This is a genomic window from Rubritepida flocculans DSM 14296 (assembly GCF_000425365.1).
Taxonomy (GTDB): domain Bacteria; phylum Pseudomonadota; class Alphaproteobacteria; order Acetobacterales; family Acetobacteraceae; genus Roseococcus; species Roseococcus flocculans.
Window position 1 is genome coordinate 38,704 of the sequence record NZ_AUDH01000022.1, and the last position, 13,861, is coordinate 52,564.

Below are 13,861 nucleotides of genomic sequence, written 5' to 3' on the forward strand. Positions count from 1 at the left end.
GGGGCGCGAGGGCTTGCGGCGCGCCGCCCGCCGCGCGCAACCTCTGCGCAGGGAGTCCCGCATGAATCTCGCCGCCCTCAGCCTGCGCGATCTCGAATACATCGTGGCCGTCGCCGAGCAGCGGCATTTCGGCCGCGCGGCCCAGGCCTGCGGGGTGAGCCAGCCCACCCTCTCCGGCCAGCTTCGCAAGCTCGAGGACTACCTCGGCGTCGAGATCTTCGAGCGCAGCCCGCGCGGCGTGCTGGTGACGCACCGCGGCGAGGAGATCATCGCCCAGGCCAGGCGCATCCTGGCCGAGGCGCGGCGGCTGTTCGAGGTGGTGCGGGTGGGGGCGGAGCCGCTGACCGGCACGCTGCGCCTGGGCGTGATCGCCACGCTCGGCCCCTATCTCGTGCCCTTCCTGCTCAAGCCGCTGCGCGAGCGTTTCCCGGCGCTGCAGCTCATGCTGCACGAGGGGCAGACGCGCCAGCTCGTGCGCCAGCTCGAGGAGGGCGAGCTGGATGCGCTGCTCGCCGCCGGGGCGCAGGGCGACTCCGAGCTGATCGAGCTGCCCCTCTTCCGCGAGGAGCTGGCGCTCGCCGTGCCGCGCGACCATCCCCTCGCCACCGCCCCGCGCGTGATGGCCGAGGACATCCCCATGGAGCAGCTCATCCTGCTCGCCGAGGGGCATTGCCTGCGCGAGCAGACGCTCGAGCTCTGCCCGCAGCGCCTGCGCGAGAACGCGCCCGAGCTGCAGGCGGCGAGCCTCGAGACGCTGCGGCAGATGATCGCGGCCGGCGCGGGCGTCTCGCTGCTGCCGCAGCTCGCCATCCAGGTGGGGGCGCTGCTGGACGACATGGTGGCCTATCGGCGCATCCAGGGCGGGCGCTTCTTCCGGGAGGTGGCGCTGTTCCACCGCCCCTCCTTCGGCCGCATCCGCGACATCCGCCTGCTGCGCACCGCCATCGGCGAAATCCTGGACGCGCAGAGCGCGGTGACGGTGCTCAGGCCCGGCTCGAAGATCAGGGACTGATCCTCGGCGCGCGCCAGAGCCGCCACAGCGCCAGCGGCGCGCAGAGCGCGAAGACCGCAAGCGGCGGCTGGGCGGGCCAGAGGTAGAGGGTGTTGATGCCCGGCATGGCCGCCACATCGAGCCAGGCGAGCAGGAAGGCGCGGCTGCCCACCGCCAGCGCCGCGATGCAGGCCACCGCCAGCAGTGGCTCGGCCCGCCGCCGCCGCCAGGCCAGCGGCAGCGCGAGCGCGAGCGAGGGCAGGGCGAGGGCGAGCAGCGCCGCGACGAGAAGGCGATAGGCCTCGATGGCGGCCGCCAGCGGCCCGCGCAGCGCCCGGTAGGCCAGGATGTCGAGGCTCGGCGGCGGCGGGTTCTCGGCAGGGCGGAAGCCGACCATCTCCAGAATGGGCAGCGGCTGGAACAGGGTGCTGTGCACCGCCGAGAGGAAGCGGCCCGTCGGGCTGCTGGCCCCGCAATTCTCGGTGTAGCAGGAGAGCGCCTCGCGCGGCGGCGCGACCTGGGGCAGCAGGGCGATGAGGCGCAGCCCCTCCAGGCTGCGCGCGAGCTTGAGGGGCAGGGCGCGCCAGTCGAAGGGGGGCGCCATGCCGTGGCGCGGCGGGCCGCAGGGAATGCGCCCGGCGTCGCAGGCCGCGTTCACCTCGGCCGCGAGGCGGCCGTAGAAGGCGCGGGCCGTCCGCGCGTCGCGGTGAACGCCGGCCGCCGCGGCGGCCTCGCGCAGCGCCCACATGAACCAGGCCGCGCGGCTCGCCCCGTCGCAGGGGTTCACCTGATAGACCTCGCAGCCATGCGCGATGAAGCCCGTGTGCAGGGGCGAGGCGAGGGGGGCCGCGAGTTCCGCCGCCGCGGGGCTGACCTCGTAGGCCAGCGCGAGGGTCTCGGGCGTGGCCACCACATGGCGCGCCACCGGGCCGGGCGGGGAGATGCGCGTCAGCGCCGCATAGGCGGAGACGAACTCGCGCTGCTTGAACTCCACGATGTCGGCCACGCCGTAGCGCAGCCAGTTCGCGGCCTGGAACAGCCCCACCCCGCCCCAGGCGACGAGTGCGGCCACCCCCGCGCTGGCCAGGCTGCGCCGCCAGCGGACGCGCCGCTCCGCGTCCCGCCCGTCATGCGCGAGGACGAGGAGCAGCGCGGCGGCGAGCGCGGGCAGCAGCCAGGGCCCCTCCTCGCGCGTCAGCCAGAACCCCGCCAGCGCGGCGCCGAGCCCCGAAGCGGCGAGCAGCGCCGGCCGCCAGGGGCCATGGCGAAGCCGGATGGTCCAGACCGCGAGCCCGAGCACGAGCAGCGTCAGCGGCGTGTAGATCCCCTCGCGGATCACGCGCATCTGATCGCTCGCGAAGCCGAGCGGATTGGCCAGCACCAGAAGGAAGAGCAGCAGCGCCGGCCCCTCGCCGCCCAGCCAGGGCCGCAGCGCGCGCGCCAGCACCAGCGCCGCCGCCGCGTGCAGCATCGCCTGGGCGGCCAGTATGGGCAGGCCGAGAAAGGCCGCGACGGCGACGAAGAGCGGATAAAAGGGCCCCTTGGCCAGCGTCATCTGCGTGTAGGGGCCGAGCCACTGCCCGCTCAGGATTTCCATGCCGAGCCTGACGAAGAGCGCATCGTCATGCCCCGCGGGCGGCACGGCCGTCAGCGGCATCCGCGCGGCGAGCCAGACATAGATTCCGGCGAGCCCGAGCGAGAGCGCCCACCACCCGCCGCGCGCGGAATCCCTCATGCCTCGCCCCCTTCTTCGCCCCTGGCGGCGGCCGGGGGTTTAGGCCGCGCCCCGGCCGGCGTAAACGAGGGGAGGAGGAGACCGCCCATGGACCAGCCGCTGACCGGGACCGACGCCCACGCCGAAATCCGCGAGGAGGTGCGCAAGCTCTGCGCCCGCTTCCCCGGCGAGTACTGGCGCGCGCTGGACGCCCGCCGCGGCTACCCCACCGAGTTCGTGCGCGCGCTGACCGAGGCGGGCTATCTCGGCGCCCTCATCCCCGAGGAGTATGGCGGGGCGGGGCTGCCGCTCTCGGCCGCCGCCGCCATTCTCGAGACCATCCACGCCGAGGGCTGCAACGGCGCGGCCTGCCACGCGCAGATGTACATCATGGGCACCATCCTCAAGCACGGATCGCCCGAGCAGAAGCGCCGCTACCTGCCCGGCATCGCGAGCGGGGAGCTGCGCCTGCAGGCCTTCGGCGTGACCGAGCCCACCAGCGGCACCGACACCACCAGCCTGCGCACCTTCGCCCGCCGCGAAGGGGACCGCTACATCGTCAACGGCCAGAAGATCTGGACCAGCCGCGCCGAGCACTCGGACCTGATGCTGCTGCTCGCGCGCACCACCCCGCGCGATCAGGTGGCGAAGAAGACCGAGGGCCTCTCCACCTTCATCGTGGACATGCGCCGCGCGAAGGGCCTCTCCATCCGGCCCATCCGCACCATGATGAACCACAACTCCTGCGAGGTGTTCTTCGAGGACATGGAGGTGCCGGCCGAGAACCTGGTGGGCGAGGAGGGCAGGGGCTTCCGCTACATCCTGGACGGGATGAACGCCGAGCGGCTGCTCATCGCCTCCGAGAGCATCGGCGACGCCAAGTGGTTCACCGCGAAATCCGTCGCCTATTCGAAGGAGCGCGTGCTGTTCGGCAAGCCCATCGGCGCGAACCAGGGCGTGCAGTTCCCCATCGCGCGCGCCTACGCGCAGATGCGCGCGGCCGAGGCGCTGCTGCAGAAGGGGCTTGCGAAGTTCGAGGCCGGGCTGCCCTGCGGCGAGGAGGCGAACATGGCCAAGATGCTCGCCGCCGACGCCGCCTGGGCGGCGGCCGAGGCCTGCGTGCAGACCCATGGCGGCTTCGGCTTCGCCGAGGAATACGACGTGGAGCGCAAGTTCCGCGAGGCGCGGCTCTACCAGGTGGCGCCGATCAGCACCAACCTCGTGCTCTCCTACATCGGCGAGCATGTGCTCGGCATGCCGAGGAGCTACTGAGCATGACGCCCGGAAAGCCGCTCGAGGGGCTGCTCGTCGTCTCCATGGAGCAGGCGGTGGCCGCGCCCACCTGCTCGGCCAAGCTCGCGGACGCGGGGGCGCGCGTCATCAAGATCGAGCGCGCGGAGGGGGATTTCGCCCGCGGCTACGACGCCGCCTGCAACGGGCTCTCCACCTATTTCGTCTGGCTCAACCGCGGCAAGGAGAGCGTCACGCTCGACCTCAAGGCGGAGGAGGACAAGGCGCTGCTCGCGCGCATGCTCGCGCGCGCCGACGTGTTCATCCAGAACCTCGCCCCCGGCGCCATGGCGCGCGCGGGCTTCGGCTCGGCCGAGCTGCGCGCGAAGCACCCGCGCCTGATCACGGTGGACATCTCGGGCTACGGGGAGGACGGCCCCTATGCCGGCATGAAGGCCTATGACCTGCTCGTGCAGGCGGAGAGCGGGCTCTGCAGCGTCACCGGGCGGCCCGAGGGGCCCGGGCGCGTCGGCGTCTCGGCCTGCGACATCGCCTGCGGGATGAACGCGCACGCCGCCGTTCTGGAGGCGCTGATCGAGCGCGGCATCACCGGCCGCGGCAAGGGCATCGCCGTCAGCCTCTTCGACGGCATGGCGGACTGGATGAACGTCCCGCTGCTCTATTTCGAGGGCACGGGCCGCGCGCCGCCGCGCATCGGCCTCGCGCACCCCTCGCTCTGCCCCTATGGCGCCTTCGCGACGAAGGACGGCGCGCTGATCCTCATCTCCATCCAGAACGAGCGCGAATGGGCGCTCTTCGCCACCCATTTCCTCGACGAGCCCGCGCTGATCGAGCGCGAGGGCTGGCGGCGCAACCTCGAGCGCGTGGCCAATCGCGAGGCGGTGGACGCGCACATCGCCGCCGTCTTCGCCGCCCGCACGCGCGAGGAATGCGTCGCGAAGCTCACCGCCGCCAACACCGCCTACGGCTTCGTCAACGGCGTGGACGGGCTGGCGCGCCACCCGGCGCTGCGGCGCGTGACGGTGGAGACGGAGAAGGGGCCCGTCTCGCTCGCCGCGCCGGCGGCGCGCTTCAGCGACGGGCCGCGCGCCCTCGGCCCCGTGCCGCGGCTCGGCGAGCACAACGCGAAGGTGCGGGCCGAGTTCGCGGGCTGAGGGGGGCGGCCACCCGGCCCGCCGCTCACTCGGCGCGGATGTTCCCCGCCCGGATCACCGCGCCCCAGGCCGCGATCTCGCCCTGCAGGAACTCGCGGAACTGGGCGGGGGTGAGGTCCATGGGCAGCCCGCCCTGGCTCACGATGCGCTCGCGCTCGCGCGGGCTGGCGGCGAAGCGGCGGCCTTCCTCGTTCAGCCGCTGCACGATGGCCGCCGGCGTGCCCGCGGGCGCGACGAGGCCCGACCAGGTCTGGGTCGCGTAGCCCGGCGCGCCCTGTTCGGCGATGGTGGGCAGCTCGGGCCAGGAGGGCAGCCGCTCGCGGGTGGTGATGCCGAGCGCCTTGAGCCGCCCCGCCCGCACATGCGGCCCCGAGGAGGCGGTGCTGTCGAAGAGCAGGTCGCAATGGCCGCCGATGGTGTCCGTCAGCGCGGGGCCCGAGCCGCGGTGCGGGATGTGCGTCATCTCGATGCCCATGGCGCGGGCGAACATCTCGGCCGAGAGGTGCGAGGGCGAGGCCACGCCGATCGAGCAGTAGTTCACCTGCCCGCGGCGGGACTGCGCCCAGGCCACCAGCTCGCGCACGGTGTTGGGCGCGCGGTTCGGGGGCATCACCAGCAGCAGCGGCGTGACCGAGGGCAGCAGCACATGCTCGAAGCTGCGGATCGGGTCATAGCCGGCCTGGAGCATCTGCGGCAGGATGGAGAGCGGCCCGCTCGCCGTCATCGCGAGCGTGTAGCCGTCGGGCGCGGCGCGCGCCGCCATCTCGGTGCCCAGCATGCCCGAGGCGCCGGAGCGGCTCTCCACCACGAAGGGCTGGCCGAACGCCTCCTGGTAATGCTGCGCCAGCAGCCGCGCCACCGCCTCCGTGCCGCCGCCGGGCGGGAAGGGGACGATGACGCGCACCGGCCGCTCGGGCCAGGCCTGGGCGGCGGCGAGGCCCGGCGAGAGCAGAAGCAGCAGGGCGAGGAGGCGTCTCATGCGTGGTCTCCCTTGGAATTCTCCCGTCGGATGAGCGTGGCATTGCGCGCGCGCCATCCGCAAGCGTCGGGATTCCCGGGCGCGCCGCGCGCGGCTATGCGGGCGGCGCGATGAACATCCTCTCCATCCAGTCCTGGGTGGCCTACGGGCATGTGGGCAACGCCTCGGCCATCTTCCCCCTGCAGCGGCTCGGCGCCGAGGTCTGGGGCATCCACACCGTGCAGTTCAGCAACCACACCGGCTATGGCGCCTGGCGCGGCCAGGTCTTCGACGCGGGGCTGGTGCGGGACTGCGTGCAGGGCATCGAGGAGCGCGGCGCGCTGGCGCGCTGCGACGCCGTGCTCTCCGGCTACATGGGCGGGGCGGAGATCGGCGAGGCCATCCTGCACGCGGTGGCGCGCGCCCGCGCCCACAACCCCGCCGCCCTCTACTGCTGCGACCCGGTGATCGGCGATGTGGGCCGCGGCGTCTTCGTGCGCCCGGGCATCCCGGAATTCCTGCGCGACCGCGCCATCCCGATGGCCGACATCGCCACCCCCAACCGCTTCGAGCTGGAATGGCTGACGGGGCGCGAGGTGCGCGACCTCGCCTCCGCCAAGGCGGCGATGGCGGCGCTGCAGGCCATGGGCCCGCGCTGCGTGATGCTGACGAGCTGCGACGTGGCCGGGGTGGGCGAGGGCGAGATCGCCCTGCTCGCCGCCGAGGGCGGGCGGTTCTGGCGCGTGCTGACGCCGCGGCTGCCCATCTCCGTGAACGGGGCGGGGGACGCCATCGCCGCGCTGTTCCTGTTCCATCGCCTGGCCAGCGGGGAGGCGGGGCGGGCGCTCTCGCTGGCCGCCTCCTCGGTGTTCGGGCTGCTGCGCCGCACCGCCGAGGCGGGATCGCGCGAAATCCTCACCGTGGCGGCGCAGGAGGAGTTCGTCTCCCCCTCGCGCCTCTTCCCCGCCGAGCCCCTTTGACGGGCCGCGCCCCAGGGCTACACAGCGCGCCATGAATCCCGCCGCGCCCAGCTTCCAGGACATCATCCTGCGCCTGCACGCCTACTGGTCGAGCCAGGGCTGCCTGATCCTGCAGCCCTACGACATGGAAATGGGCGCGGGCACCTTCCACCCGGCGACGACGCTGCGCGCCCTGGGCCCCGAGCCCTGGAGCGCCGCCTATGTCCAGCCCTCGCGCCGGCCCTCCGACGGGCGTTATGGCGAGAACCCGAACCGGCTGCAGCATTACTACCAGTACCAGGTGATCCTGAAGCCCAGCCCGCGCGACCCGCAATCCCTGCTGCTGGAGAGCTACCGCGCCCTCGGCATAGACCCCGCGCTGCACGACATCCGCTTCGTGGAGGATGACTGGGAAAGCCCCACCCTCGGCGCCTGGGGCCTGGGCTGGGAGGTGTGGTGCGACGGCATGGAGGTGACGCAGTTCACCTATTTCCAGCAGGTGGGCGGCATCGCCTGCGAGGTGCCCTCCTGCGAGCTGACCTACGGGCTCGAGCGCCTGGCCATGACCATCCAGGGCGTGGAGAACGTCTATGCGCTGCGCTTCAACGACGCGGGCGTGACCTATGGCGACGTGTTCCTGCGCGCCGAGCGCGAATACTCCGCCCACAATTTCGAGCACGCGGACGTGGCGCTGCTGACGCGCCAGTTCGAGGAGGCGGAGCAGGAGTGCCATGCGCTGGTGGCGAAGGGCCTCGCCATGCCGGCCTATGACCACTGCATCAAGGCGAGCCACCGCTTCAACCTGCTGGACGCGCGCGGCGCGATCAGCGTGACCGAGCGTGCGGCCTATATCGGCCGGGTGCGGGCGCTGGCCAAGGCCTGCTGCGAGGCCTGGCTGGCGGGCGGCGGAGACCGATGGTAGAAAGCGTTTGGATGCTTCTACCATGGGCCAGTTGAACATCAAGGACGAGGAACTCATCGCCGAGGCCAAGGCGCTGGCGGCCGAATTGGGCACCAGCGTCGTCGGCGCGCTGCGCGATGCGGTGCGCGCCCGCCGCGCCGAGCGGGCGCGCCAGAAGGCGGCCGAGCAGGAGGCGCGCTTCGCCGCCATCATGGCCATCGCCGAGCGCATCTCCGCCATGGTCCCGCCGGAGCAGCGGCGCAGCGACCATGCCGAGCTCTACGACGACGCCGGCCTGCCCAAGTGATCGTGGACACCTCCGCCCTCGCGGCCATCATCTTCGGCGAGCCGGAGGGCCCTGCCTTCCTGCGCGCCATCCTCGCCGAGGAGGGTGGGGCGCAGATGTCCGCGGCGACGCTGGTGGAGCTGACCATGGTGGTGGAAGGACGCGCCGGCCCGGCCGCGGGCGCGGAGCTGGACGAGCTGCTGCGCCGCCTCGCCCTGCGCGTGCAGCCGGTGACGGAGGAGGTGGCCCAGGCCGCCCGCGAAGCCTGGCGGCGCTACGGCCGCGGGCGGCATCCGGCCGGGCTGAACCTCGGCGACTGCTTCTCCTATGCGCTGGCGCAGATGACCGGCGCCGCCCTGCTCTACAAGGGCGCGGATTTCTCCCAGACCGATGTGAAGGCGGCCCTCTGACGTGCCTGAACTCCTGATCGAACTGCTGACCGAGGAAATCCCCGCGCGCATGCAGGCCCGCGCCGCGGAGGATCTCTGCCGCCTCGCCGCGGGCGCCTTCGCCCCGCTCATCCAGGGCCCGCCGCGCGGCTTCCACGGCCCGCGCCGCATCGGGCTGGTGGCGGAGATGGCGCTCTCGGCCGAGACCCCGGCCAGGGAGGAGCGCGGGCCGCGCATCGGCGCGCCCGAGCAGGCGCTGGCCGGCTTCCTCAGGAAGCACGAGGCCAGGCGCGAGATGCTGGTGGAGCGGAACGGCTTCCTCGTTCTCGTGAAGCCGGGCGAGACCGTCACCGCCGAGGCGCTGCTGCACCGCGCCCTGCCGGAGCTGCTCTGGTCCTTCCCCTGGCCGAAATCCATGCGCTGGGGCCTCTCCCACTTCACCTGGGTGCGGCCGCTGCAGCGCATCCTCTGCCTGCTCGACGGCCGGCCCGTGCCAGTGGCGCTGGCGCGCGGCGAGGATGCGGCGCATGGCATTGTGGCGGGCGCGGAGACGGAGGGCCATCGCGTCCATGCGCCCGGCTCCTTCGCCGTCGCCTCCGCGGCCGATCACGCGGCCCGCCTGCGCGAGCGCTTCGTGATCCTGGACGCGGCGGAGCGCGCGGCGATGATCCGCGAGGGCGTGGCGCGCCTCGCCGCCGCCGAGGGGCTGGAGGTGGTGCCGGACGAGGGGCTGCTCGCCGAGGTGGCGGGCCTCGTCGAATGGCCGGTGCCGCTGCTGGGTTCCATCGACGACGCCTTCATGGACCTGCCGGCCGAGGTGATGCGCACCTCGATGCGCGTGAACCAGCGCTATTTCGCGCTGCGCCGCCCGGACGGGCGGCCGGCCAACAGATTCGCTCTCGTGGCGAACATCGCCGCGGCCGATGGCGGGCGCGCGCTGGTGGCGGGCAATGAGCGCGTGCTGCGCGCGCGGCTTTCGGATGCGCGCTTCTTCTGGGACCAGGACCGCAAGCACCGCCTGGAGGAGTTCCTGCCGAAGCTGGATGGCGTGACCTTCCACGCGAAGCTCGGCACCCAGGGGCAGCGGGTGGAGCGGATCGCCCGGCTCGCGGGCTATCTGGCGCCGATGGTCGGCGCCGATCCCGCGCTGGCCGAACGCGCGGCGCGGCTGTGCAAGGCCGATCTCGCGAGCGGCATGGTGGGCGAGTTCCCGGAGCTGCAGGGGATCATGGGCGGGCATTACGCCCGGCACCAGGGCGAGGATCCGCGCGTGGCGGAGGCGATCGCGCAGCACTACCGCCCGCTCGGCCCGAACGACGACGTGCCGCGCGAGCCGGTGGCGGTGGCCGTGGCGCTGGCGGACAAGCTCGATCAGCTCGCGGGCTTCTTCGCGGTGGGCGAGAAGCCGACGGGCTCGGGCGATCCCTATGCGCTGCGGCGGGCGGGGATCGGGGTGGTCCGGATCATCCGGGAGAACGGGCTGCGCCTGCCGCTTGCGCCCGTTCTGACCCATGCCCTGCTCGGCGATGTCTCCGCGAGGCCGGTGGACCTGACGCATTCGCTGCTGGCCTCCATCGCGGCCACGCTGATGCTGCCGCTCGTGAAGCTGGAGGCCGCGCTGGAGGCGGCGGGGGCGGCGCCACGCCCGCTCGAGGCCGAGTTCCCCTTCGACGCGGCGGAGATCAACCGGGAGGTGCGCGGCTTCCTCCTCGACCGCCTGCGCGTGCAGCTCCGCGCCGAGGGGCTGCGCCATGACGTGGTGGCCGCCGCCACCGGCGAGGACGACGACATCACCCGCATCCTCGCCCGCGCCGAGGCGCTGAAGAGCCTCGTCGAGTCGGACACCGGCGCCAATCTGCTCTCCGCCTGGAAGCGCGCCCAGAACATCCTGCGCGCCGAGGAGAAGAAGGACGGCCCGCATGACGGGCCGGTGGAGGAGGCCGCCCTCGCCGCACCGGAGGAGCAGGCGCTCAACGCCGCCCTCGCCAAGGCCGAGGCGGAGAGTCGGGCATGCCTCGCGCGGGAGGATTTCGCGGGCGCCATGGCCGCGCTCGCCGCGCTGCGCGCCCCCACCGACGCCTTCTTCGAGAAGATCCTGGTGAACGACCCGGCCTTCCGGAAAAACCGTTTGCGGCTACTCTCGCGCCTGCGCGCGGCGATGGACGCCGTGGCCGACCTGTCGAAGATCGAAGCCTGAGGAACAGCGGCACATGACGCAGTGGGTGTACAGCTTCGGCGCCGGCCACAACGAGGGCCGGGCGGACATGCGCAACCTCCTGGGCGGAAAGGGCGCGAACCTCGCGGAAATGGCCAGCATCGGCCTGCCCGTGCCGCCCGGCTTCACCATCACCACCGAGGTCTGCACCCACTACTACGAGAACGGCAACCAGTACCCGCCCGAGCTCGCCGGCCAGGTGAAGGCGGCGCTGGCGCGCGTCGAACAGGCCGTGGGCCTGAAGTTCGGCGACACGGAAAAGCCGCTGCTCGTCTCCGTCCGCTCCGGTGCCCGCGTCTCCATGCCGGGGATGATGGACACGGTGCTCAACCTCGGCCTGAACGACGCGACGGTGGAGGGGCTCGCCCGCGCCTCGGGCGATCCGCGCTTCGCCTGGGACAGCTACCGCCGCTTCATCCAGATGTTCGGCGGCGTGGTGCTCGGCGTGGATCACCACCGCTTCGAGGAGATCATCGAGGCGGTGAAGCTCGACCGCGGCGTGATCGAGGACACGGCGCTGACGGCCGAGGACTGGAAGGAGGTCATCGCCGGCTACAAGGAGGCCGTGCAGGACGCCACCGGCGCCCCCTTCCCGCAGGATCCCGAGGCCCAGCTCTGGGCCGCCATCGGCGCGGTCTTCGGCTCCTGGATGAACCAGCGCGCCATCACCTACCGCAAGCTGCACGACATCCCGGCCGAATGGGGCACGGCGGTGAACGTGCAGGCCATGGTGTTCGGCAACATGGGCGAGGACTGCGCCACGGGCGTGTGCTTCACCCGCGACCCCTCCACGGGCGAGAACGTCTTCTACGGCGAATACCTGGTGAACGCGCAGGGCGAGGACGTGGTGGCGGGCATCCGCACGCCGCAGCCCATGTCCAAGGCCCGCGCCAAGCCCGGCGAGAAGCCGATGGAGGAGGTGATGCCGGCGGCCTACGCCGAGCTGGTCCGCGTCCGCGAGGTGCTGGAGAAGCACTACAAGGACATGCAGGACATCGAGTTCACCGTGCAGCAGAACAGGCTCTACATGCTGCAGACGCGCAACGGGAAGCGCACCGCCGCCGCCAGCCTCAAGATCGCCGTGGACATGTGCCGCGAGGGGCTGATCGACGAGCGCGAGGCGATCAAGCGCGTCGCCCCCGGCTCGCTCGACCAGCTTCTGCACCCCACGCTCGACCCCAAGGCGCCGCGCAAGCTGCTCTCCAAGGGGTTGCCGGCCTCGCCCGGCGCCGCCTCGGGCATCGTCGTCTTCAGCGCCGACGAGGCGGAGCTGCGCGCGCGCGAGGGCGAGAGCGTGATCCTCGTGCGCATCGAGACCAGCCCCGAGGACATCCACGGCATGCACGCGGCCAAGGGCATCCTCACCACCCGCGGCGGCATGACCAGCCACGCCGCGGTGGTGGCGCGCGGCATGGGAAGGCCCTGCGTGGCGGGCGCGGGCGGCATCACGGTGGACTACACGGCCCAGGCGCTCTCCGCCGGCGGGCACATCATCCGCGCGGGCGAGACCATCACGCTGGACGGCGCGACGGGCGAGGTGTTCGTCGGCGCGGTGGCGATGATCGAGCCGCAGCTCTCGGGCGATTTCGCGACGCTGATGGAATGGGCCGACAAGGTGCGCCGCATGAAGGTGCGCGCCAACGCCGAGACGCCCCTGGATGCCGAGACGGCGCGCAAGTTCGGCGCGGAGGGCATCGGCCTCTGCCGCACCGAGCACATGTTTTTCGACCCCGAGCGCATCGGCGCGGTGCGCCAGATGATCATGGCCGAGCACGAGGAGGGCCGGCGCGCCGCGCTCTCGCGCCTGCTGCCCTTCCAGCGCCAGGACTTCACGGAGCTGTTCCGCATCATGGCGGGGCTGCCCGTCACCATCCGCCTGCTCGACCCGCCGCTGCATGAGTTCCTGCCGCACACCGAGGAGGAGATCGCCGAGGTCGCGGAAGGGCTGGGCGTGGAGGTCGCCGCCATGCAGCGCCGCGCGCAGGATCTGGCGGAGGCGAACCCGATGCTCGGCCATCGCGGCTGCCGCCTCGGCATCTCCTACCCCGAGATCTACGAGATGCAGGCCCGCGCCATCTTCGAGGCCGCCGTGGCGGTGGCGAAGGAGACGGGCCGCGCCCCGGTGCCCGAGATCATGATCCCGCTGGTGATGACGAAGCGCGAGCTCGACATCACCCGCGCAGAGGTGGAGCGCATGGCCGAGGCGGTCTTCGCCGAGGCGGGGATGCGCCTCGAATACCTGGTGGGCACCATGATCGAGCTGCCGCGCGCGGCGCTGACCGCAAACCAGATCGCCGAGAGCGCGGATTTCTTCAGCTTCGGCACCAATGACCTGACGCAGACGGTGTTCGGCCTCTCGCGCGACGATGCGGGCAAGTTCCTGCCCGCCTATGTCGAGAAGAACATCCTGCCCAAGGATCCCTTCGTCTCGCTCGACCCCGATGGGGTGGGCGCGCTGGTGGAGATCGCCGCGCAGAAGGGGCGGGGCGTGAAGAACGCGCTCAAGCTCGGCATCTGCGGCGAGCATGGCGGGGACCCCGCCTCCATCCAGTTCTGCGAGACGGTGGGCCTCGACTACGTCTCCTGCTCGCCCTACCGCGTGCCGGTCGCGCGGCTGGCCGCGGCGCAGGCGGCGCTGCACGCGGGGGGCGTGGACCGCACGGCCTGATCGGGCGGCGTCGCGGGCCGCCCGTATAGGCCCCACGGCCGCTCCTGCAGCCTGTTCCCCCCGGCGTGGCGGCGGGTTAGACCATTTTCACATCATCCGTGGATAACCTGAGTGGGCGAAGTAGTTTGCGCACTCTTTCGGTGTGAAGGCTTCGAGGCTCTGGCCGATGGTGTTCCACAAGGCCTCGATGTCCCTGGGCGCGGCGGCGCGGACGAGGTTCTTGAGCTTGGCGAAGACCTGCTCGATGGGGTTCATGTCGGGCGAATAGGGCGGCAGGTGGCGCAGTTCGGCACCGCGCGCCTCGATGGCGGCGCGCACGCCCGGTGACTTGTGGCATCGCAGATTGTCGCAGATCACTATGTCGCCGGGCGCAAG

Annotated in this window: 12 protein-coding genes; 9 read left to right on the plus strand and 3 right to left on the minus strand. The window is 72.3% G+C overall.

The window, feature by feature from the left end:
* The first annotated feature begins 61 nt into the window (after nucleotides 1-61).
* The gene (locus tag H596_RS21790; protein WP_051213124.1) at nucleotides 62-1,012 is read left to right on the plus strand and encodes a LysR substrate-binding domain-containing protein; all 951 of its coding nucleotides are present in this window, start codon (nucleotides 62-64) and stop codon (nucleotides 1,010-1,012) included.
* On the opposite strand, the gene H596_RS0114635 is transcribed toward H596_RS21790, so the two are convergent.
* Nucleotides 1,002-2,726, minus strand: a complete 1,725-nt coding sequence (locus H596_RS0114635) for a hypothetical protein (RefSeq protein WP_027285514.1) — start codon at nucleotides 2,724-2,726, stop codon at nucleotides 1,002-1,004. The two genes, H596_RS21790 and H596_RS0114635, sit on opposite strands and share 11 nt — an antisense overlap.
* A gap of 87 nt (nucleotides 2,727-2,813) precedes the next feature.
* On the opposite strand from H596_RS0114635, the gene H596_RS0114640 reads away from it, so the two are divergent.
* Together H596_RS0114640 and H596_RS0114645 are read left to right on the plus strand one after the other, a co-directional pair.
* Complete coding sequence (locus tag H596_RS0114640; protein WP_027285515.1) at nucleotides 2,814-3,977, plus strand: acyl-CoA dehydrogenase family protein; 1,164 nt, start codon at nucleotides 2,814-2,816, stop codon at nucleotides 3,975-3,977.
* Nucleotides 3,978-3,979: 2 nt separating this feature from the next.
* A complete protein-coding gene (locus H596_RS0114645; protein WP_027285516.1) occupies nucleotides 3,980-5,110 on the plus strand; it encodes a CaiB/BaiF CoA transferase family protein in 1,131 nt (376 codons plus the stop codon).
* 25 nt (nucleotides 5,111-5,135) lie between these two features.
* On the opposite strand, the gene H596_RS0114650 is transcribed toward H596_RS0114645, so the two are convergent.
* Nucleotides 5,136-6,089: a Bug family tripartite tricarboxylate transporter substrate binding protein gene (locus H596_RS0114650; RefSeq protein WP_027285517.1), complete on the minus strand. Its 954-nt coding sequence runs from the start codon at nucleotides 6,087-6,089 to the stop codon at nucleotides 5,136-5,138.
* A 110-nt stretch (nucleotides 6,090-6,199) separates the two neighbouring features.
* Here H596_RS0114650 and pdxY point away from each other — a divergent pair, with 110 nt between their 5' ends.
* The 6 genes from pdxY to ppdK are packed head-to-tail and all read left to right on the plus strand — an operon-like array spanning nucleotide 6,200 to nucleotide 13,486.
* Nucleotides 6,200-7,048 carry a pyridoxal kinase PdxY gene (gene pdxY / locus H596_RS0114655; RefSeq protein WP_027285518.1) on the plus strand — a complete coding sequence of 283 codons (849 nt, stop codon included), beginning with the start codon at nucleotides 6,200-6,202 and terminating at the stop codon, nucleotides 7,046-7,048.
* Between the two features lie 31 nt (nucleotides 7,049-7,079).
* Nucleotides 7,080-7,949, plus strand: coding sequence for a glycine--tRNA ligase subunit alpha (locus H596_RS0114660; protein WP_027285519.1), 870 nt, complete (start codon nucleotides 7,080-7,082; stop codon nucleotides 7,947-7,949).
* A 22-nt stretch (nucleotides 7,950-7,971) separates the two neighbouring features.
* Nucleotides 7,972-8,235 (plus strand): type II toxin-antitoxin system VapB family antitoxin, encoded by a 264-nt coding sequence (locus H596_RS0114665; RefSeq protein ID WP_027285520.1) that lies wholly within the window; start codon nucleotides 7,972-7,974, stop codon nucleotides 8,233-8,235.
* Between the two features lie 2 nt (nucleotides 8,236-8,237).
* Nucleotides 8,238-8,624, plus strand: a complete 387-nt coding sequence (locus tag H596_RS0114670) for a type II toxin-antitoxin system VapC family toxin (RefSeq protein ID WP_245584023.1) — start codon at nucleotides 8,238-8,240, stop codon at nucleotides 8,622-8,624.
* Nucleotide 8,625: 1 nt separating this feature from the next.
* Nucleotides 8,626-10,800, plus strand: coding sequence for a glycine--tRNA ligase subunit beta (glyS, locus tag H596_RS0114675; RefSeq protein WP_027285522.1), 2,175 nt, complete (start codon nucleotides 8,626-8,628; stop codon nucleotides 10,798-10,800).
* A 13-nt stretch (nucleotides 10,801-10,813) separates the two neighbouring features.
* Nucleotides 10,814-13,486 carry a pyruvate, phosphate dikinase gene (gene ppdK / locus H596_RS0114680; protein WP_027285523.1) on the plus strand — a complete coding sequence of 891 codons (2,673 nt, stop codon included), beginning with the start codon at nucleotides 10,814-10,816 and terminating at the stop codon, nucleotides 13,484-13,486.
* A gap of 87 nt (nucleotides 13,487-13,573) precedes the next feature.
* Here ppdK and H596_RS0114685 read toward each other — a convergent pair.
* Nucleotides 13,574-13,861, minus strand: a 288-nt coding sequence (locus H596_RS0114685; protein ID WP_027285524.1) for a transposase, incomplete at its 5' end; no start/stop codon positions are given.